20 protein-coding genes are annotated in these 20,171 nt (G+C 67.5%); 9 read left to right on the forward strand and 11 right to left on the reverse strand.

Annotated elements, in window-relative coordinates; translation table 11 throughout:
* Positions 1-12 precede the first annotated feature (12 nt).
* The 3 genes from AC1RNQ_RS15815 to ispG form a co-directional block, all read right to left on the reverse strand.
* The gene (locus AC1RNQ_RS15815) at positions 13-399 is read right to left on the reverse strand and encodes a type II toxin-antitoxin system VapC family toxin (RefSeq protein ID WP_493172506.1); all 387 of its coding nucleotides are present in this window, start codon (positions 397-399) and stop codon (positions 13-15) included.
* The gene (locus tag AC1RNQ_RS15820) at positions 396-638 is read right to left on the reverse strand and encodes an AbrB/MazE/SpoVT family DNA-binding domain-containing protein (protein ID WP_493172508.1); all 243 of its coding nucleotides are present in this window, start codon (positions 636-638) and stop codon (positions 396-398) included. Before AC1RNQ_RS15820 ends, AC1RNQ_RS15815 begins: the two co-directional genes overlap by 4 nt.
* A 285-nt stretch (positions 639-923) precedes the next feature.
* Positions 924-2,075, reverse strand: coding sequence for a flavodoxin-dependent (E)-4-hydroxy-3-methylbut-2-enyl-diphosphate synthase (gene ispG, locus AC1RNQ_RS15825; RefSeq protein WP_493172510.1), 1,152 nt, complete (start codon positions 2,073-2,075; stop codon positions 924-926).
* Between the two features lie 140 nt (positions 2,076-2,215).
* Between ispG and AC1RNQ_RS15830 the strand changes: the two genes are divergently transcribed.
* Positions 2,216-2,950, forward strand: coding sequence for a TorF family putative porin (locus AC1RNQ_RS15830; RefSeq protein WP_493172512.1), 735 nt, complete (start codon positions 2,216-2,218; stop codon positions 2,948-2,950).
* Positions 2,951-3,169: 219 nt separating this feature from the next.
* Positions 3,170-3,901 (forward strand): TorF family putative porin, encoded by a 732-nt coding sequence (locus tag AC1RNQ_RS15835; RefSeq protein WP_493172513.1) that lies wholly within the window; start codon positions 3,170-3,172, stop codon positions 3,899-3,901.
* A 306-nt stretch (positions 3,902-4,207) separates the two neighbouring features.
* On the opposite strand, the gene AC1RNQ_RS15840 is transcribed toward AC1RNQ_RS15835, so the two are convergent.
* Positions 4,208-5,767: a toll/interleukin-1 receptor domain-containing protein gene (locus AC1RNQ_RS15840; RefSeq protein ID WP_493172515.1), complete on the reverse strand. Its 1,560-nt coding sequence runs from the start codon at positions 5,765-5,767 to the stop codon at positions 4,208-4,210.
* Between the two features lie 143 nt (positions 5,768-5,910).
* Here AC1RNQ_RS15840 and creD point away from each other — a divergent pair, with 143 nt between their 5' ends.
* Entirely contained in the window at positions 5,911-7,407 is a 1,497-nt protein-coding gene (creD, locus tag AC1RNQ_RS15845) for a cell envelope integrity protein CreD (protein ID WP_493172517.1), read from the forward strand.
* A 148-nt stretch (positions 7,408-7,555) separates the two neighbouring features.
* Here creD and AC1RNQ_RS15850 read toward each other — a convergent pair whose 3' ends face one another.
* The 4 genes from AC1RNQ_RS15850 to AC1RNQ_RS15865 form a co-directional block, all read right to left on the reverse strand.
* On the reverse strand, positions 7,556-8,812 hold the full coding sequence (locus tag AC1RNQ_RS15850) for an FAD-dependent oxidoreductase (protein ID WP_493172519.1): 1,257 nt from the start codon (positions 8,810-8,812) through the stop codon (positions 7,556-7,558).
* On the reverse strand, positions 8,809-9,627 hold the full coding sequence (locus AC1RNQ_RS15855) for a class I mannose-6-phosphate isomerase (RefSeq protein ID WP_493172520.1): 819 nt from the start codon (positions 9,625-9,627) through the stop codon (positions 8,809-8,811). Before AC1RNQ_RS15855 ends, AC1RNQ_RS15850 begins: the two co-directional genes overlap by 4 nt.
* A gap of 4 nt (positions 9,628-9,631) precedes the next feature.
* Positions 9,632-11,275: an amidohydrolase gene (locus AC1RNQ_RS15860; protein ID WP_493172523.1), complete on the reverse strand. Its 1,644-nt coding sequence runs from the start codon at positions 11,273-11,275 to the stop codon at positions 9,632-9,634.
* 146 nt (positions 11,276-11,421) lie between these two features.
* Positions 11,422-12,300, reverse strand: coding sequence for an NAD(P)-dependent oxidoreductase (locus tag AC1RNQ_RS15865; protein ID WP_493172525.1), 879 nt, complete (start codon positions 12,298-12,300; stop codon positions 11,422-11,424).
* Between the two features lie 60 nt (positions 12,301-12,360).
* On the opposite strand from AC1RNQ_RS15865, the gene AC1RNQ_RS15870 reads away from it, so the two are divergent.
* From AC1RNQ_RS15870 to AC1RNQ_RS15890, 5 genes are all read left to right on the forward strand, one after another.
* The gene (locus AC1RNQ_RS15870) at positions 12,361-13,611 is read left to right on the forward strand and encodes a threonine ammonia-lyase (RefSeq protein WP_493172527.1); all 1,251 of its coding nucleotides are present in this window, start codon (positions 12,361-12,363) and stop codon (positions 13,609-13,611) included.
* Positions 13,612-13,761: 150 nt separating this feature from the next.
* The gene (locus AC1RNQ_RS15875; RefSeq protein ID WP_493172529.1) at positions 13,762-14,160 is read left to right on the forward strand and encodes an acyl-CoA thioesterase; all 399 of its coding nucleotides are present in this window, start codon (positions 13,762-13,764) and stop codon (positions 14,158-14,160) included.
* A gap of 31 nt (positions 14,161-14,191) precedes the next feature.
* Positions 14,192-14,572, forward strand: coding sequence for a glyoxalase superfamily protein (locus AC1RNQ_RS15880; protein ID WP_493172530.1), 381 nt, complete (start codon positions 14,192-14,194; stop codon positions 14,570-14,572).
* On the forward strand, positions 14,569-15,057 hold the full coding sequence (locus tag AC1RNQ_RS15885; protein ID WP_493172531.1) for a GNAT family N-acetyltransferase: 489 nt from the start codon (positions 14,569-14,571) through the stop codon (positions 15,055-15,057). Before AC1RNQ_RS15880 ends, AC1RNQ_RS15885 begins: the two co-directional genes overlap by 4 nt.
* Positions 15,054-15,542, forward strand: coding sequence for a GNAT family N-acetyltransferase (locus tag AC1RNQ_RS15890; RefSeq protein WP_493172532.1), 489 nt, complete (start codon positions 15,054-15,056; stop codon positions 15,540-15,542). The genes AC1RNQ_RS15885 and AC1RNQ_RS15890 overlap by 4 nt, the downstream gene beginning before the upstream one ends.
* A gap of 2 nt (positions 15,543-15,544) precedes the next feature.
* On the opposite strand, the gene AC1RNQ_RS15895 is transcribed toward AC1RNQ_RS15890, so the two are convergent.
* Both AC1RNQ_RS15895 and AC1RNQ_RS15900 read right to left on the reverse strand, forming a co-directional pair.
* On the reverse strand, positions 15,545-16,012 hold the full coding sequence (locus tag AC1RNQ_RS15895; protein ID WP_493172534.1) for a MarR family winged helix-turn-helix transcriptional regulator: 468 nt from the start codon (positions 16,010-16,012) through the stop codon (positions 15,545-15,547).
* Positions 15,996-17,309, reverse strand: coding sequence for a S41 family peptidase (locus tag AC1RNQ_RS15900; RefSeq protein ID WP_493172536.1), 1,314 nt, complete (start codon positions 17,307-17,309; stop codon positions 15,996-15,998). The genes AC1RNQ_RS15895 and AC1RNQ_RS15900 overlap by 17 nt, the downstream gene beginning before the upstream one ends.
* Before the next feature lie 150 nt (positions 17,310-17,459).
* Here AC1RNQ_RS15900 and AC1RNQ_RS15905 point away from each other — a divergent pair, with 150 nt between their 5' ends.
* Positions 17,460-17,888 carry a VOC family protein gene (locus tag AC1RNQ_RS15905; RefSeq protein ID WP_493172538.1) on the forward strand — a complete coding sequence of 143 codons (429 nt, stop codon included), beginning with the start codon at positions 17,460-17,462 and terminating at the stop codon, positions 17,886-17,888.
* A gap of 10 nt (positions 17,889-17,898) precedes the next feature.
* Here AC1RNQ_RS15905 and AC1RNQ_RS15910 read toward each other — a convergent pair whose 3' ends face one another.
* Positions 17,899-20,046 (reverse strand): S9 family peptidase, encoded by a 2,148-nt coding sequence (locus AC1RNQ_RS15910; protein WP_493172540.1) that lies wholly within the window; start codon positions 20,044-20,046, stop codon positions 17,899-17,901.
* Between the last annotated feature and the right edge of the window lie 125 nt (positions 20,047-20,171).

The raw sequence follows: 20,171 nt of genomic DNA on the forward strand, positions 1-20,171 counted from the left end.
GTGGCGGTCCTGTCAGCGGATCAGTCGGATGTCGATGTCGAGCAGGGATTTTGCCTCGGCCATCCGGCGGTCGGCGGTCAGGATCGGCAACTCGTTGAACATCGACTGCGCGATGCACGCGCGGTCGCCGAGCGACAGGCCGAGCGGTTTGGTCATCGGGCGCAATTGCGCAACCTTGCATGCATGCACATCGCGAAAGGTGCGGACGCGAAAGGGCAGCGGATTGATAATGGCCTCGGCCTCGTCGAATGTCATGCCACCGTCGAGCAGCGCCGCATAAATTTCGCTGAGGTTCACGACCGAGATTTGGGATGCGTTGAGCCGAGCGTAGACGTAATCGCCGCCCGGCTCGTCGAGCAGCATTGCGAGGATAGCAGAAGCATCAAGGGTGAAGCTCATTCGTCGATCGCTTCGACCCATTTTTCCTGTAAATAGGCTTCGACGCTGAGCGGGCGCTTCAGACCGGCTTTCACTTTCGCCCGGATGTCCTTGAGCATCGCGGCCTGACTACGCACGATAAGTGCGTCGCCATCGCGTTCTACAACCAGCATATCGCCTTCATCGAAGCCGAGCGCACGGCGAAGGTCGGCCGGAATGACGATCTTTCCACCTTTGATAAGCTTGGCGTGGTGGGTCATGGTGAACTCCTCAGGTCCTATTTTATAGCGTAGGACCCAAGGGAGCACAAGGAACGGAAGCTGATCTAGGTCCCGTCGCGACCGATTTGGACTATTTTTCCCGACCTTCAGCTCGTCGATGCGCAGCTTGCGGATGCGTGCCTTGCCGATGCGAAGGCGGCCGATGGCGAAGGCGCCGATCGCAAGCGCCGCGACCTGGCCCGCGCCGAGCGCCGCGGCACCGGCCGCCGATGGCGGTTGCCTCGCGGAGGGCGGGTGGTTCGACGACGATGTCGGCCTTGGTCTTCACGCCGCCTTGCCGTGCAGCGTGTCCATGCTCACCGCGCTGCCGGCCTCGATCTCGGCGGCCTTGGCTTCGACCAGCTTGACGACGTGCGCGATCATGTCGGCGTCGGCGACATGGTGGTCGGTGACGCCCGAGAGATAGACCATATGCTTGCCGTTGCCGCCGCCGGTGATGCCGATGTCCGTCTCGCGTGCTTCGCCGGGGCCGTTGACGACGCAGCCGAGGACCGAGAGCGACATCGGGGTCTTGATGTGGCTGAGCGCATCCTCGAGCGCCTGGACCGTGCGGATGACGTCGAAGCCCTGGCGTGCGCAGCTGGGGCAGGAGACGACGCGGACGCCGCGGGTGCGCAGGCCCAGCGATTTCAGGATCTCGTAGCCGACGCGAACTTCCTCCTCGGGCTCGGCCGAGAGGCTGACGCGGATCGTGTCGCCGATGCCGGCCCAAAGAAGATTGCCGATGCCGAGCGCCGACTTGACCGTGCCGCCGATCAGCCCGCCCGCCTCGGTGATGCCGAGGTGGAGCGGGCAGTCTACCGCGTCGGCGAGCTGCATATAGGAGGCGACCGCGAGGAAGACGTCGCTCGCCTTCACCGCGACCTTATAGTCGTGAAAGTCATGGTCCTGCAGCAGCTTGATATGGTCGAGCGCGCTTTCGGTCAGCGCCTCGGGGCAGGGTTCGCCATATTTTTCGAGCAGATCCTTTTCGAGGCTGCCTGCGTTGACGCCGATGCGGATCGCGCAGCCGTTGGCCTTGGCGGCACGGACGACCTCGCCGACGCGCTCCGACGAGCCGATATTGCCGGGGTTGATGCGCAGGCATGCGGCGCCGGCGTCGGCGGCTTCGAGCGCGCGCTTATAGTGGAAATGGATGTCGGCGATGATCGGGATGCGCGCGGCGCGGACGATCTTGCCGAGCGCCGTGGTGCTGTCGGTGTCGGGGCAGGAGACGCGGATCAGGTCGGCGCCGGCCTCCTCGCAGCGGCGAATCTGGTCGATCGTCGCCACGGGATCGCTGGTCAGCGTGTTGGTCATCGTCTGGACGCTGATCGGCGCGCCGCCGCCGACGGGGACGTTGCCGACCATGATCCGGCGGGATTCGCGCCGCGCGATATCGCGCCAGGGGCGCAGGCCGGGATTGTGATCGCTCATTCTTCGGGTCCTCGGGAGGGTTGGTTGCCCTTTAGAGCAGGATTGGCGCGGGATGAAGTGTTTTGGATGACGACCTCGAGGGTTGCGCGGGCGGGACCGTAAGGCCAAGATCGCGCTCCCCCGACCCCCAAGGATTTTTCATGCTTCGTTCGCTTGCCGTACCCGCGCTCCTGATCGCCGTCCCCGCCACTGCGCAAGACGTCACCGATCCACCTGCCGGGTCGCTGTCGGTGTCGGGCGGGGTCGACCTGGTATCCGACTATCGCTTCCGCGGGATTTCGCGGTCGGGCGACGATATCGCGGTACAGCCGACGATCATAGTCAGCCACGACAGTGGCTTCTACCTCGGCGCCTGGGGATCGAATGTCGACGGCGGGCCGGCCTATGGCGATGTCGAGACGCAGTTTTATGGTGGCTATGAGACCGAGATCGCGTCGGGCACGCGGCTCGACCTCGGGCTCACTTACTATTGGTATCCCGACGGCGAAAAAGCGTTCGGTCCGAGCGATTATGGCGAGGGCACCGCGCGATTGTCGTACATGCTGGGGCCGGTCGAGGCGACGGGGACGTTGGCCTATGCCTGGGACCATGCCGCACTGGGGTCCGACGACAGCCTGTATCTGGGCCTCGGCCTGTCGTCGGGGATTCCCAACACGCCGGTCACCCTGACTGCGGGGGTCGGCTATACCGACGGTTCGCTCGCGCCGGCGGGCGGCGGTGACTATCTCGACTGGTCGCTCGGTGCGCGTGCGACTTTCGACCGTTTCACGCTGGGGCTGAAATATGTCGACACCGACATCCGCAAGACCAGGGTGAAGGCGGTCGACCGGCTCACTGACCCGACGATCGTCGCATCGGTGGGTTTCGCCTTCTGATCGCGCAATATTGTTTCGAGTGAAACCGGTCTCGCGTAAGGTAATTGTTGCATAATTATCACAGTGCCCATTTTTTGGGCACGTAACGCAATTTTTCCGTTGTGCGTCGCAGCAACTTCGCCAAAAGGGGGCTTCGCATGAGAGGACTGGCCCGAAACAGAGGCCGGCCATCACGCAGCAGGCAGGGACGATCCATTTTCCGATCTAGGGGATCAGTCCATGAAGAAATTCTCCCGCGCGTGCCTCGGCATGCTCCTCGCCGCCGTTGCGGTTCCCTCGACCGCCCATGCCGAGGAAGAAGAAGACACCGACGGCATCACCATCACCGGTGGCGCGACCGTCGTCAGCGACTATCGTTTCCGCGGCTTCAGCCAGTCGAACGAAGAAGCCGCGATCCAGGGCACCTTCACCATCGCGCACGACAGCGGCCTCTACGTCGGTACCTGGGGGTCGAGCATCGGCTTCAACAACGGCACCGAAATTGACGTCTATGCCGGCTATGCGACCGAGCTCACGTCGGGCCTGACCGGCGACATCGGCGCGACGCTCTATCTCTATCCCGGCGTCAACAACACGACGGTGATCGAACCCTATGCGGCGCTGACCGGAACCGTCGGTCCGGCCACGATCAAGGGCGGCGTCGCCTGGGCGCCCGGCGGCCAGGATTCGCTGGGCGGTGCGAGCGCCATCTATCTGTACAGCGACGTCGGCGTCGCGATCCCCGACACCCCGGTGAAGCTGAAGGGCCACGTCGGCTATTCCAAGAGCGACAGCTTTTTGGGCGGGCTCGACGGCGAAGTCCTCGACTATTCGGTCGGCGTCGATTTCACCTGGAAGGTGCTGACGCTCGGGATCTCCTACGTCAACACCGACGCGCCCAAGATCCTCGGCTACAAGGAAGCCGTGGGGGCCGACGGTGCGGTGCTCTTCTCGCTCGGCGCAGCGTTCTGACGCCGGGCCCGGAGGCGGCCTCTGGGGGGAGGCCGCCTCCCTCTATCTTTCTCTCGAGGGAAGGGGCCGGTCGCGACCGGCCTTTTTCTGTTTTGGGACGGGCGCGAGCGGACATGATGATCCTCCCCACGCGCAGCGATGGGGAGGTGGCAGCCCGACGGGCTGACGGAGGGGGCGACGCCGCAGGCGTCGGTGCTACCTTTCAACCCCTCCACCACCGCTTCGCGGCGGTCCCCCTCCCCAACGCTGCGCGATGGGGAGGATCTTTAGGTCCGCTCCCCACTCCAAAGGTGCCGTGCGCCCTTTTTACGGCTTCTTCGCCCTTAGCGCGTCGCGGGCGCCGCGCAGGCCGAGGAACTGTTCGGCGAGCATCCAGTCCTGGCGCGCAAGCTTGGGGTCCGAGAGGCTGACCGCCTTCGCCTGGTCGAGCAGGCCGGCTGCCTTGGCCGCGGCTTCGCCGGTCAGCAGCGGATAGGCCTTGCCGAGGGCGTAGACTTCCCAGCCCAGGGGGACGTGGCGATAGGTGTCGACATAGGTGTCGCCGCCGGCGCGGATGACGTTGACGTCGTTCGAGATATTCTGGTCGACGGGCGACAGCTTGTCGATGCCCGCCACATACACGGCGGCGATCTCCTTCGCCTCGGCCGCGCCGACCTCGGGCAGCAGCGCGAGCGTCGCCATCGCCGACACCGACGGCGCCTCGGTGCGCAGGCCGTTGTCGGGATAGTCGGCCCAATTGACCCCCGGCTTCGGGCGGCGTTTCTTGAGCCATTCGACCGCGCGGCCGCGCGCGGCCCTGGCCTTGGCCAGCAGCGCCGGGTCGCCCTTCAGCGCCGGGTCGATGTCGCGCAGCGCGATGACCGCGAGCGCGGTGATGTAGGTCGCGGCATTGTCGGGGCGGTCGGCGGCGTCCATCGTGCTCGACCACCAGCCCTCGCGGTTCTGCGCGGCGAGCAGCGCGTCGACCACCGGCGCCGGGGGCGGACGGTTCATCCCGCCATAGGCGGTGAGCGTCCAGGTCGAGACGATGGTGAAGGGTGCGCCCTCGACCATCACGCAGTGGCAATCGCCGCCGAGGAATTTGGTCACCGCCGCTTCGAAGCGCTGGAGCTCCTCGGCGCTCGGCGATTTTTCGACCGCGATCAGTTGCGCGAGCGCCCAGAAGACCTTGCCGTTGCTGGTGGTCTCGACGTCGTTCAGGGCGCTGACGAGCGCATTCGCCATCACCGGTTCGGTGGTCTTGACCGTCTTGTCGAAGCTCGCCGCGGTGGCGGCCTGGTCGAAGGCGGGGCCGCCGCCCGCATAATACCAGCCGCCGCCGGCCGCGGCGATCGCCAGCGCCCCGGCAGCGCCGAGCGCGAGCGGCGAGAAGCGGCGCTTCTTCGGGCCCGCGGGGCGGATGTCGTCGGCCGCCGGCGCGGCGGTCGTTTTCTTCAGCCGCCGGTCGATCGCGACGAGCACGCGCTGCCACGCCGGATGGGCTTCGCTGCCGTCGAAGCCCGACATGTCGAGCACGTTGACGTTGTAGAATTCGGCCGGAAGCGCCTCGGGATCCATTTTCTCGAGCGCGATCGCGACGAGCGAGCCGCGGTCGAGCCCGATGCGGCTTTCGATGCGCACCCAGCGGCGCTGGATCGCCGCGGAGGTCCAGCAGCCGAGCACGACCTTCGCGCCCTTGACCGCGCGGTCGATGACGTCGGGGAATTCGGCGCCGGCGTCGATCCCCTCGGCATCGAAGAAGACATGATGGCCGCGCGCGAGCAGCAGGTCGCGCAGCTGCATCGCCTTTTCCGCGTCGGCGCGGCTGTAGCTGACGAAGATGTCATAGGGACGCTCGGCCGATGCGTCCCCCGCATGCGCAGTCATGGTCGTCGCAACCTTCCATACCCCCAATGTGTCGCGATACCCTGCCCAAGCGATAGCAGCCCCGCGACACATCGCAAGCGGCTTGACGCCGTCGACGAACCGTTTAGTTCTGTCGACGAGTTGAGCGAGAGGAGTTTCCCCCAATGCCGCAATCGCCGCCGCCCGCTTCCCCGACCGTGCCGCCGGTTCCGCCCTCGCCCTGGGGCGAGGCCGAGAAGCGCGAGCGCAGCCCGGGGGTGAAACTGGTCATCGCCGTGCTGATCGCGGTCGCGCTGATGGTTCCGCTGCTGATGGTCTATGGACTGCTCTGGGATCGCCAGCAGCAGGCGGAGACCGCGCAGCAATCGATCGGACAGGGCTGGGGCGGGCAGCAGACGATCGCCGGGCCGGTGATCGTCATTCCCTATCGCGCGACCGAAGAGCAGACGGTGACCGAGAACGGCCGCGACGTGACGCGGACGGTCAACACGATCCGGAGCCTCTATCTGTCGCCAGAGGCGAACAAGGCCGATGTCGTCATCAAGCCCGAGAAGCGCAAGAAGGCGATCTACGAGACCGTCGTCTATGAAAGCCAGATATCGGGCAGCGCCGATTTCGTCCTGCCCGCCGACATCGCGCGTTACGGCGTGGCGCGCGAGGCGCTGCTGCTCGACCGCGCCGAGGTGCGGCTGGGGATCAGCGATGCGCGCGGCCTGGTCGATGGCAACAGCCTGGCGGTGAATGGCGCGCCGGTGCCGCTGAAACCAGGCAAAGGCCTGCTGTCGACCGGCAATTCGGGAGCCTTCGCCTTCGTCGACTGGACCGGCAGCGCGCCGATGAAGGTCGATTACAAGATCGGGGTGCGCGGGCTCGGCGATTTCCGGCTGGTGCCGCGCGGGGTCGATACGCGCTGGACGGTCAAGTCGAGCTGGCCGAACCCGAGCTTCGGCGGCGATTTCCTGCCGACGAAGCGGACGGTCGGGGGCGACGGTTTCACCGCGACCTATGCGATCTCCAACCTGGCTCTGGGGCAGGCGCAGCTGCTGACGGGCGATCTGGCGGCGCCGCAGGTCAGCTATGGCGGGGGGGGCGGCGAGCCGCGCTATGCCGATGTCGCGATCGAAACCGCGGTGGCCGAGGCGTCGCCCTCCGAAGCTTCGGGGGGTACCGCGAAGGCGATCGCGATCAGCCTGATCGAACCCGTCGACCTCTACAGCCAGGTCGACCGCAGCATCAAATATGGCTTCCTGTTCATCGGCTTCACCTTCGTCGCCTTCCTGATGTTCGACGTGATCGCGGGCGCGCGGGTCGCGGCGGCGGAATATCTGCTGACCGGGGTGGCGCTGGTGCTGTTCTTCGTGCTGCTGCTGGCGTTCGCCGAGGTAATCGGCTTCACCCCCGCCTATCTGCTCGCGTCGGGCGCGATCATCGGGCTGCTCGCTTTTTACAGCGCTGCGGTGCTCAAGAGCTGGAAACGCGCGCGCTTCCTGGCGGCGATGCTGGTCGGGCTTTATGCGCTGCTCTATGTGCTGCTGAACCTCGAGGCTTACTCGTTGCTGATCGGGTCGGTGCTGATGTTCTTCGCGCTCGCGGGCGTGATGTACATGACGCGGAACATCGATTGGGGCGGGGTCGGGAAGAAGGCCGAGGTGGCGGGCTGATGTCTGATGATCCTCCCCTTGGCGCAGCCATTGGGAGGTGGCAGCCCGCAGGGCTGACGGAGGGTCATGGCGCTAACGTTGCTGACCCTCCACCACCGCTTCGCGGCGGTCCCCCTCCCCAACGCTGCGCGATGGGGAGGATCTTTTTCTAGAAGACCGTCCGGCCCGCGACCGTGCCCTTGGTCGCGAAGCTGAAGCGCGGCTCGATCGGCAGATTTTCGTCGAGGATATGCGCGGTGACGCGCTTGCCGACCGCGGGGCCGTTCTTGAAGCCGTGGCCCGATCCGCCGCCGACGAGCCAGACATGCGGCTGGCCGGGGAAGCGGTCGATCAGATAGTCGCCGTTCGAGCTATTCTCATATTGGCAGACGCGGCCGCCGATCAGCGGCGCGGTCGCGAGGCCGGGGAAGCGGCGCGCGACATAGGCGCGGGCCTCGGCGATGCCCGCCGGCGATAGCGCGCGGTCCTGCGTGTCGGGGTCGACCACGGGGCCATGGACGTCGATCGCGATCTTGAACCCCGCGCCTTCGAGGTCGGGGATGCCATAGACGATGCGGCCGTTGTTGAAATCGGCCCACACCGGCAGGCTGGGCGGCGCGAAGCGGGTGTCGCCCTGCGCCGCGCCGAAATGATAAACCTCCTGCCGCGTCGCGACGATCTTGTTCATCAGCTGCTGCGGGAAGAGTTCGGCGAGCCAGGGCCCGCAGGCATAGACGAGATGGTCGGCGGTGCCGCCGTCGGGCAGCGTGTGGCGCTGGATTTTCTTCGATAGCAAAGGCGCGGGCATGACCACGGGTTCGACCTTGATCTGCGCGTCGGCGATCACCTCCTGCACCCCGCGGCCCGCGATCAGCGCGCCGGTTTCGGTTTCGAGGATGCCGGTTTCGCCCCGGTAGAACTGGATCTGGCGGTACTTGTTCTGCAGCCAGCTGACGTCGCCATGTTCGTGGCCGACGCGGTTCGCCTGCAGCCAGGCGAGCGACTGCTGGGTATAGGCATCGCCCTGCGGCGCGAACCAGAGGACGCCGGTGTTGTGGAAGATCGGGGCGCTGGCGGTGTCGGAGAGGTCCTTCCAGAGCCCCAGCGATTCGCGTGCCATCTCCGAATAGATGGTGTCGGCGCCATAGCCCATGCGGATGACGCGGCTTTCGCCGCCCGAGGAGGAGCGGACATGCCCGGCGCCATAGGCGTCGAAGAGGCGCACCGACTTGCCCGCGCGCAGCAGGTGCCAGGCGGTCCAGGCGCCGAAGACGCCCGCGCCGATCACCGCGACGTCGACATGCTGGACGGTCGGCTTGGCCGCTTTGCGCTTCTTCGATTTGCGCTCCTTGCGCTCGGCTGCCGCGGCCGCCGCAGCGACGGGAAGGGCGGCGAGACCGGTGATCAGCGCGCGGCGGGTCGTCATGCCGTGGCCCAGGCGATCAGCGCGCGGCCGCTGCCGCCGAGCGCGGCGAGGCCGGCCGCGTCGCCCAGGAGCCAGCATTCGCCGGGCTGCCAGGCCTGGCCGTCGATCCAGCCTTGGCCGTCGACGGGGATGAACCAGACGGGGCCATGGGCGCCGAGATCGGGGAGCGCGGCGAAGTCTTCGCTATGCGCGTCGACCAGCGCGAATTTGGGGCCGTCCACCAAGCGATCGATGCCGACCGCGATCGGCGTGCGCAGGTTAGCGGTCAGATAGGGGCCGGCCTCGGCGCAGGCCATCGCTTCGTCCAAGTGAAGTTCGCGCGGGCGGCCATAATCGTAGAGGCGATAGGTGATGTCGGCATATTGCTGGACCTCGATCAGCGACAGGCCGCCGCCGATCGCGTGGATCGTGCCGGGGGTGACGTGGAAATGATCGCCGGGGGCGATCGGTTTCCAGTCGATGAGGTCTTCGATGCTGCCGTCGAGCGCGGCGGCGCGGAGCTGGTCGGGCGACACGCGCTGCTCGAGGCCGAGGCCGATCACTGCGTCATCCTCGGCATCGAGGATCACCCAGGCTTCCTCCTTGCCCTGCCGCGCGCCGACGGCGCGGGCCTGCGCGTCGTCGGGGTGGACCTGCACCGACAGCGCTTCGGAGGTGAAGAGATATTTGACGAGCAATGCGGGCTCGGGGGCGCCCGCGGGCAGTTCGAACCAGATTTCGCCGATCCGCTCGCCGCCCGCGTCGAAAAGGGGACCGATGTCGGTGCGGCCCCAGGGCTTGGCGACACGGCGCGGGATCAGGCGAATGGCGGACATAAAGTCATTCCTTCCGCTTGTAATACCGATAACCCCCGATCCAGGTTTCAAGCGGCACCATCCGGCGAATTTCGTCGGGGCCGGCGAGCATGGGGTCGTTTTCGACGATCAGGAAGTCGGCGCGCATGCCGGGCATCAATGTGCCGACGCGATCCTCGGCGAAACCGGCGAAGGCGGCGGTGCGGGTGAAGCCGTCGAGCGCGGTCTCGCGGTTCACCGTTTCCTCGGGGCGCCAGCCGCCGAAGGGCTGGCCGCTCGCGTCGGTGCGCGAGATGGCGGCGGCGATGCCGGCGAAAGGGTTGGCGCTTTCGACCGGCACGTCGGAGCCGAAGGCCAGGCGCGCGCCGGCCGCCGACAGGCTGCGCCAGGCATAGGCGCCCTTCAGCCGGTCGGGGCCGAGACGCGCCTCGGCCATCAGGCGGTCGCTGGTCTGGTGGACGGGCTGCATCGAGGCGATGACCTTGAGCTGGCCGAAGCGGGCGATGTCGGCGGGATCGATCACCTGCGCATGCTCGATGCGCCAGCGGCGCTCGCCGGGCAGGTCGCGGCCGAGATCTTCGATCGCCGACAGCGCTTCGGCATTGGCGGCGTCGCCGATCGCGTGGATCGCGACCTGGAATTTGTCCATCGACGCGCGCACCATCTTGTTGCGGAGCTGCGCGGGGGTGAGCAGGGGGAGGCCCTTCTGGCCCGGCGCATCGCTATAGGGCGCCTTCAGCCAGGCGCCGCGCGAGCCCAAGGCGCCGTCGAGATAGAGCTTCACCCCGACCATGCGCAGGCGGTCGTCGTAGAGCCAGGGCGTCGGTTCGGAGCCCGCGATCAGCGCCATATTGTCGATGTCGCCGCCGTAGCTCAGGATCCGCATCGCGAGCTGTTTCTTGTCGCCGGCGCGGCGATAGGCCTGCCATTCGGCGATCGTCGTGCCCATGTCGGCGATGGTGGTGATGCCCTGTTCGATCAGCTTCTGCTGGGCGAGCAGGAAGGCGCGGTCGAGGTCGCGCGCGAGCGGCTTGGGCTTGGCGCCGTCGATCAGGCTCATCGCGGCGTCGACGAAGACGCCCGAGGGCTTGCCGGCGGCCATTTCGATGCGCCCGCCCTCGGGCGATTTGCTCGTTGCGGTGACTTTGGCGGCCGTCATCGCGGCGGTGTTCGCCCAGCCGGCGTGGCCGTCGACGCGTTCGAGCCACACCGCGCGATCGGGGACGACCGCGTCGAGGTCGGCACTGGTGGGGAAGCGGCCGAGGCCCCATTTCTCCTGATTCCAGCCGCGCCCGATGATCCACGGCATCTCGGGATTTTCGGCGGCATAGCGGCGGATCGCGGCCTGTGCCTCCTCGAGCGATTTCGTCTCGCTGAGGTCGAGCAGCATCAGCGAAAAGCCGAGCCCCATGACATGGCCGTGCGCGTCGATCAGCCCGGGGATCAGCGTGCGGCCCTTGCCGTCTTCCTTGAAATCGGGGCGCTCGGGGCGCTTGTCCTTGCGACCCAGCAGCTGCTTGACTTTGCCTTGGGGGTCGATGACGAGTCCGGTGAAGCGGACGAGCTTGCCGTCCTCGTCGAGCGTGATGCCGTTGACATTGTCGACGAGCGTGTCGGCGTGCGCGGGGGCGGCGAAGGCCAGCGCCAGTGATGCCAGCGTGGCGGACATAAGGCCCCTCCCCTTCAGGGGAGGGGTTGGGGTGGGGGCCATCGGCCTTGCGCAAGGCCGATGGCCCCCACCCGCTGCGACTAGGGAACAAGTTCCCAAGTCTCGCTGCCCTCCCCTGAAAGGGAGGGTGTGATTCTGTTTTTGCTTCACTTCGGCAGCCTCGTCACCAGCGAGCTGGTGTCGCGGCGGCCGCCCCCGAGTTTCTGCACATCGGCATAGAATTGGTCGACGATCGCCGCGACCGGGAGCGTCGCGCCGTTCGAGCGCGCTTCCTCGAGTGCCAGCCCCAGATCCTTGCGCATCCAGTCGACCGCGAAGCCGAAGTCGAACTCGTCCTTGGCCATGGTGTTCCAGCGGTTGAGCATCTGCCAGCTCGCCGCGGCGCCGCCCGACACCGCCTCGAACACCTTGTCGGTGTCGAGCCGCGAGGCCTGCGCGAACCGCAGCGCTTCGGACAGGCCCTGGATCACCCCGGCGATCGCGATCTGGTTGACCATCTTGGTCGTCTGCCCCGCGCCAGGGCCGCCGATATGGACCATGCGCGCGGCATAGGCCTGCATGATCGGGGCCGCGGCCTCGAACGCGGCTTTCCTGCCGCCGCACATGATCGACAGCGTGCCGTTCTGCGCGCCGGCCTCGCCGCCCGAGACGGGGGCGTCGACGACGAGCAGGCCCGGTTCCTCGGCCTCGACCGACAGCTGGCGGGCGATGCGGGCCGAGACGGTGGTGTGGTCGATGAACAGCGCGCCGCGGCGCATCGCGCGAAAGGCGCCGTCGCGGCCGAGCGTGACCTGCGCGAGATCGTCGTCATTGCCGACGCAGGTGATCACGACGTCGGCGCCTTCGGCCGCCTCGGCGGGGGTTGCCGCCGCGGCGCCGCCGTAGAGCGCGACCCAGGCGTCGGCCTTGGCGCGGGTGCGGTTATAGACGGTGAGGGCGTGGCCGGCTTTCGCCAGATGGCCCGCCATCGGCCCGCCCATGACGCCGGTGCCGATGAAGCTGATCCGCAATTTTTCTGTCCTCATGGCGAGGGGTCATAACGGCGGTTTGCGCGGCGCGCCAGATAGGCTAGGGCCAGCCGCGTTATGACCGATCAACTCACCCTGACCTCCGCCGCCGATCTTCCGGCGATCACATTGGACGATGTGCGCGCGGCGGCGGGGCGAATTAATGGCGCGGTCGTGCGCACGCCGACGCTCCATTCGCAGACGCTGTCCGAGCTGGTCGGCGCCGAGGTGTGGCTGAAGTTCGAGAATCTGCAGTTCACCGCGGCGTATAAGGAGCGCGGCGCGCTCAACGCGCTGCTGCTGCTCGACGATGCGGCGAAGGCGCGCGGCGCGATCGCGGCGTCGGCGGGCAATCATGCGCAGGGGCTCGCCTATCACGGCAAGCGCCTCGGCGTGCCCGTCACCATCGTGATGCCGAAGACGACGCCGCAGGTGAAGGTGTCGCAGACCGCCAGCCATGGCGCGACGATCGTCCTGCATGGCGAGACCTTCGATGATGCCTATGCGCATGCGCGCGTGCTCGAAAAGGAACGCGGGCTGACCTTCGTCCATCCCTTCGACCATCCGCATGTCGCAGCGGGGCAGGGGACGGTGGCGCTCGAAATGCTCGAGGATGTGCCCGAACTCGATACGCTGATCGTGCCGATCGGCGGCGGCGGGCTGCTCGCGGGCATGGGCACCGCGGCGCGCGGGATCAAGAACGACATGCGCCTGGTCGGCGTGCAGGCCGAGCTTTATCCGTCGATGTATGCCGAACTGAACGGCGTCGACATGGCGTGCGAGGGCGATACGCTGGCCGAGGGTATCGCGGTGAAGGAGCCGGGGTCGTATACGCGCAAGCTGGTCGCCGAACTCAACGACGATATCGTGCTGGTCGCCGAGCGCCACCTCGAACGCGCGGTGAGCCTGCTCCTCCAGATCGAAAAGACCGTGGTCGAGGGCGCGGGCGCCGCGGGGCTCGCGGCGATGCTCGCGCATCCCGAGGAGTTCAAGGGGCGCAAGGTCGGGCTGGTGCTCACCGGCGGCAATATCGACACACGGCTGCTGGCGAATGTGCTGCTGCGCGACCTCGCGCGCTCGGGGCGCATCGCGCGGCTGCGCATCCGGCTGCAGGACCGGCCGGGCGCGTTGTTCAAGGTGATGAAGCTGTTCGACGAGAAGCAGGTCAACATCATCGAAATCTATCACCAGCGGATTTTCACGACGCTGCCCGCGAAGGGCCTGATCACCGACATCGAGTGCGAGGCGCGCGACCGCGAGCATCTCGACAGCCTTGTCGCGGCGCTCCGCGAGGCGGGGTATATGGTGACGACGGTCGAGCTGGCCTAAGCTTCTACGCCCTATCCTTCAGGGGAGGGCAGCGAGACTTGGGAACTTGTTCCCTAGTCGCAGCGGGTGGGGGCCATCGGCCTTGCGCAAGGTTTCGAGCCCCCACCCCAACCCCTCCCCTAAAGGGGAGGGGCTTGCTATGCTCTACTCATGAAATCCTTCACCCTCTCCCTCACCGCCACGCCCGAGAGCATCGACGAGCTCGGGCATGTCAACAATGCCGTCTGGGTCCAGTGGATCCAGCAGGTCGCGACGGGGCATTGGGACGCTGCGGCGCCGCCAGCGCATAAGGATGCCTATATCTGGGTCGTGGTGCGGCACGAGATCGATTATCTGCGCGCGCTCGGCCCCGGCGAGACGGTGACTGCGCGGACCTGGGTCGCCGACAAGCCGCAGGGCGCGAAGTTCGACCGCTATATGGAGTTCACCGGTGCCGACGGGCGTGTGCATGTGCGGGCGCGGACGGTGTGGGCGCTGCTCGACAAGGCGAGCGGGCGGCCGCTGCGCGTGACGGCCGAGGTGGTGGCGCCCTTCGTCGGATCGGACTAGGATCGCAGGATCCTTTTCCGGGAGAAGGGCGATGACGCAATTCCTGGCCGCCGAGCCGCAACTCTTCGTCGCCGACATCGACCGGGCGCTGCGTTTCTATGTCGAGCTTCTGGGTTTCGAAATCGGCTTCTCCTATGGCGAGCCGCCCTTTTACGCGCAGGTCGTGCGCGGTGGGGCGCGGCTCAATCTGCGCCGGGTCGAGGGGGCCGTGTTCGACGCAGCGCTGGGGTCGCGCGCGAGCGACATATTGTCGGCGACGGTGACGCTCGATGCCGCGGGGCCGCTGTTCGAGGCATATCGCGACGCGGGGTTGGCTTTTCACCAGCCGCTGCGGACCCAGGCGTGGGGCGCCGAGACCTTCATCGTCGCCGATCCCGACGGCAATCTGATTGCCTTTGCGGGCGCGGCATGAGCGGCGACTGGCGCGCGATGCGCGCGGACGACCTGCCTTCGGTCGTTGCGATTTCGGATGCGGTGCACGGGGTCTTTACCGAGCCGCTTGCGGTCTATGCCGAGCGGCTGGCGCTCTATCCCGACGGTTGCCGGGTGTTCGAGGTCGATGGTGTGGTCGCCGGGCTGCTGGTCACGCATCCCTGGCACGACGGCGCGGTGCCGAAGATCGGGGCGTTGATTGGCGCGCTGCCCGCGGCCGCCGACATCTATTATTTCCATGACATCGCTTTGCTGCCGGCGGCGCGCGGGACGGGAGCGGGTGCGGCGGCGACGGCCCTTGTGCTGGCGCAGGCGAGGGCGGCGGGGTGCCGGGAGATCCGGCTGGTCGCGGTGAACGGCGCCGACAGCTATTGGGCGGCGCAGGGATTCGACTATGCCGCGCCGGATGCCGAGGGGCCCTATGGGCCGGGTTCGTTTCTGATGCGGCGCGGGGTGGCGGTATGAGCCTGGTCATCCGGCCAGCGGACGCGGGCGATCGCGCCGCTATCTGGGCGATCATCGGGCCGGTGATCGGTGCGGGCGAGACCTATACGCTCGATCGCGGCATGGGCGAGGCGGAAGCGCTGGCTTATTGGTTCGGGGCGGACAAGGCGGTGTTCGTCGCCGAGGAGGACAGGGTCGTCCTCGGCACCTATTATCTGCGCGCCAACCAGGGCGGCGGCGGTGCGCATGTCGCGAACTGCGGCTATATGACCGGCGCTGCGGCGACGGGGCGCGGGGTGGCGCGGGCGATGGCGCTGCATAGTTTCGCTGCGGCGAAGGCGCGCGGGTTCCGGGCGATGCAGTTCAACTTCGTCGTGGTGAGCAATGAACGCGCCGTGGGGCTGTGGCAGTCGCTGGGGTTCGAAATCGTCGGGCGGCTGCCGGGGGCGTTCGCGCATCCCGTGCTGGGGTTCGTCGATGCGCTGGTGATGTTTCGGGCGTTGTAGGGTCAGTCGGCGGCGCGCGCGCGGAGCGAGCGATCTTCGAGCGCCTGCAGCGTTTTCAGCACGACGGCATGGGTATTGCCGGTCTCTTCGAAGAGGCGTTCGTAAACGCTGGAAATGCCTGCCGTATAGGTATCCAGCTTCGCCATTTGCGCGGCGCCCTTTTCGGTGAGGCGGAATAATTTGCGCCGCGCGTCGACGGGGTCGGCGTGCTGGGTGATGAGCCCGAGGCGCAGCAGCGCGGGGCATTTCTGGACCACCAGCTGGTGCGACTGGCCGAGCGTGCGCGCGAGCTCGGCGGCGGAGGCTTCGCCGGCCTGGCGCAGGGCGGTGAGCAGCGAGCAGGAGCGGACCGGGATCACGATGCCTGCGTCGGCGAACAGGTCGCGCGTCTGCTCCTCGATGCGCGTGCTCAGCGCCTCGGCGAGGCGGCCGAGGAAGCTTATATCGTCGAGTTCAGTCGAGGCGGGCATAGTCGATTGTCGTTCCGTCGCGGTTGATACGGGTGAGTGCGACGATCTTGCCGCCTTTGCGCGCGATGCGGAAGCGGAAGTCGCGCACGCCTTCGATGGCGAGCAGGTCGCCGCCGAGCGGTTCGAGCGTCAGGCGCAGGCGTTCGCGCCAAGTGTAAAGCAATTTGCCCTCGACGAGATCGATGCGGCGGCCTTCGTAGCGGCCGGCGATGGCCTTGAGCGCGGCGGCGGTTAGCAACGTGCGCGGGGCGAGCATGGGGGCGAACCAGTCGGCGTCGGCCTGTTTTTCGGGGTTGGCCTTGGCGAGGTCGGCGAGCGCGAGGCGGTGCGCGGCCGCGAGCGCGTCGGCGGAGGCGACTGCATGGTCGGGGGTCACCCCCTGCCCCTCGAAATCGCCGCGGTCGACGGGGTCGCGGATCTGGCCGATCGGGACCTGGAGGAAGAAGGCGGTGCCGACGGGCTTGCGGTCGACCGGGTGCGCGCCGCCTGCGGTGCGTTCGCCGATCAATGTCGCGCGGCCGAGCTTCTGCAGCGTATAGGCGAACCATTCGGCGGCCGAGAAGCTGGTCGAGCCGGTGAGGACATAGGCGGGCTTGCCGGTCAGCCGCTTGGCGGGCAGCGCGGGGAGCACCCATTGGCCGCGTTCGACGCGGCGACCGTCGAGGGTGTAGTCGTAATCGAACAGCTCCTGGTCCTTGTCGCCGGGGAAGAGCTGGCTCGCGAGCAGCTGCGCCATTTCGAGATGGCCGCCATTGTTGTAGCGCAGGTCGTAGATCACCGCATCGCCGTTCTCGACGAAGCGCATCGCGGCGGCCGCCGCGTCGTAACCGAGTTCGGGGTCGGCGAAATAGGACAGGTCAACATAGGCGATATTGCCGTCGAGGTAGCGCAGCCCCGCGAAGCCGAAATTGCTGCGCGCCTCGCCCCGCCGCTCCTCCTCGCGCAGCGCGGCGGCGCGGGCGGGGTCGCGTTTCGCGGCATAGCCCGCGACCCATTCGGGATCGACCCCGACCGAAAAATGCAGGTCGTTGCTGGCGGCGATGAGGTCGTCGGTGAGTTCGCTCGCGAGCGCGCGGCGGTCGGGCACGGCGTCATAGTCGCCGGCGTCGAGGTGGCGGCGCAGCGTCGCGGCGATGGTCTTCGCCTTGTCGGGAAAGACATAATTGGCCTCGATCACCTGCCCGAGCTGCTCGACGACGGCGCGTCTGTCGGCGGCGGTGAGCGGCGCCTCGCTCGCGGCGGCGGGGGGCGCCAGCCACGCGGTGGTGGCGGTCAGCAAGAGGGTCCAACGCTTCATGGGGGAGCTCCGATTCGATCTATGCAATATATTGCGCAATATATTGTATATTGAAGCAAGGCAAGAGAGCGGATGGCGGCGCGGAACGATTTTCGGCGGGTGCGGGTTTTCGAAACTGCGGCAGGCGGGCGTAAAAGAGGAGCGAGATCGATGGAAACGCAATTGCTGCATCGCGGCCGGCTGATCGACCATATCCAGCTGGTGGTCACCGATTTGAAGGCGAGCCGCGCCTTTTACGGGACGGTCTTCGACGTGCTCGGCGTGCCGATCGGCGGCGAGGCCGCGGATTATTTCTGGGTCGACGAACTGTTCGTCTCGTCGAAGGACAGCGAGGCCGCGACGGGCAAGCTGACCGGGCGGCACCATCTGGCGTTTCAGGCGGCAGACCGCGCGATGGTCGATGCCTTTTACAAGGCGGGGCTGGCCGCGGGCGGCACCGACCATGGCGCGCCGGGCGAGCGGCCCTATCATCCCGGCTATTACGCCGCCTTCCTGCTCGACCCCGACGGCAACAATATCGAGGCGGTCTATCATGGCGCGCACGAGCGAGGCGCGCCGTCGGTCGAGATCAGATTTTAGGCGCCGCCGCTTAGTCGGCGGAGGGGCGCGTCCAGCCTTTCTTGTACTTCTCGAACCAGGCGAGGATCGCCGAGGCCTTCGCCGCGCTCTGCGAGGGGCGGGCGGCGATTCCGCCGTGGCTGGCGCCGGGGACCTTGATCAGCGCGGTCGGCACGCCGCGGAGGCGGAGTGCGGTATAATATTGCTCGGACTCGCTGACCGGGGTGCGATAATCTTCCGCTCCCACGATCACCATCGTCGGGGTCTCGACATGGCCGGCGAGCGACAGCGGCGAGCGGGCCCAGAACAGCTCGGGCTTTTCCCACGGCATCGCGCCGAGCCAGTAGCGGCCGAAGAAGGCGGGGCCGTCGGCGGTGAGCGCCTGCGTCGTCCAGTTGATCACGGGTTTCTGGGTGACGGCGGCTTTGAAGCGGTTGGTCTTGCCGACGATCCAGCTCGTCAGCACGCCGCCGCCCGAGCCGCCGGTGACGAACAGCGCGTCGGGGTCGGCGATGCCGAGCGCGATTGCGTGGTCGACGATGCTGATCAGGTCGACATAATCATTGCCCGGATAGGCCTTGTCGATCTCGTTCGCGAAGGCGGCGCCGTAGCTGGTCGAGCCGCGCGGGTTGGCCGAGAGCACGGCATAGCCCGCGGCGGCGTAGAGCTGGTTATCGGTCGAGAAATGCGGGCCATAAGCGGCGAAGGGACCGCCGTGGATTTCGAGGATGAGCGGCACTTTCGTGCCCTCGACATAGCCCGGCGGCAGGGTGAGCCAGCCCTCGATCTGCTTGCCGTCGTGGCTGGACCCGACACTGATCTTGCGGACCTCGCCGAACGCCTTCACTTCGCGGAGGGAGCGATTAAGGTCGGTGAGCATGCGCGTCTTGCCGCCGTTCGCCAGCTGGACCTCGGCGGGGCGCGTCGCACTGCCGCCGGTGAAGGCGATCGCGCCGGCGTTCGAGACGGTGAAGCTGCCGCCGGTATAGGGGCGGTCGAGCCCGCCGCCCGAGAGGCCGGTCGCGACGGTGCGGATCGAGCCGTCGAGGCCGATGCGCGCCACTTTCGTTTCCCCGTGATCGTCGTACTGCGCATAGAGCGCGCGGCCGCCCTCGGCCCAGTCGATCGCGTCGATGCCATAGTCCCAGTTGGCTGTCAGGCTGCGGCGGCCTGAACCATCGGGGTTCATGACGTAGAGCTGGGTGTTCTCGTAGGCGCGGAGCTTGTCGTCGAAGCCGAGATACGCGACCAGCCGGCCGTCGGGCGCGACGATCGGATTGGCGTCGGGGCCGTTGCGCTCGGTGAGCGCGGTCACCCGCCCGCTGGCGACGTCGAGCGCGTGGATCTCGCTCTCGACCGGGTCATTCTCCCAGTCGGGTTTGCGGTTGGCGCCGAAATAGAGCGTGCGGCCGTCGCGCGACCAGCTGAGCGGCCCGCCGTCGTGATAGGGGCCGAAGGTCAGCTGGCGCGGCGAGCCACCGGTCGCGGGGACGATGAAGATCTTCTCGAAGCCCGGTTCGATGATGCCCTCGCCGTCGCCGCGCCAGGCGAGCAGGTCGTGGACCTCGAGCGGCTCGGCCCATTTGGCGCCCTCGGGCTTGTTCGCGGGCGCCTTGCCGAACTTCGGCCCCTCGTCCTTGACGAGCATGGTATAGGCGATCGACTTGCCGTCGGGCGACCAGGCGAGGCTCGACGGGCTGGTCGGCAACCCGGTCAGCCGCACCGCCTCGCCGCCGGCGAGCCAGTGGACCCAGAGCTGCGCGCTGCCGCCCTCGGCCGAGGCGAAGGCAAGGCGCTTGCCATCGGGCGACCAGCGCGGCGAAAAGGCGCCGCCGCTGCGGCCCGCGAGCGGGGTTTCTTCGCCCGTTGCGGTGTCGATCAGCCAGATCGCGCTGACCGCGCGGTCGGTCATGATGTCGTTCGAGCGGCGGACATAGGCGATGTGGCGGCCGTCGGGGCTGATTTGCGGATCGGCGGCGATCGACAGGTCGAACAGGTCGGCGCCGGTGAAGCGGCGCTCGGGCGCGGTGCGCGCGCTGCCGACCGCCGAGGCTGAGGTGGGCGCGGCAGCGGACGCGGGTGCAGCGGCCGGAGCGGGGGCGGGCGGCGCGTCCTGCGCGGCGGCGTGCGGCGCGGCGAAGGCGAGCAGGCTCGCGCCGAAGAATGCCAGTTTGTGCATGAAATCCTTGCCCCTTTTTGCTGGAGGCGAGCGGTTTGGAACTTTCGCGGGCGGCGGTCAATGGGGTGGGGTTGTCGCGGTCAAGGGTGGGAACGGCCATCGCCGGTCCTCCCCGGAACGGGGAG

It is taken from the genome of Sphingopyxis sp. GW821-FHT12F08 (assembly GCF_058806755.1).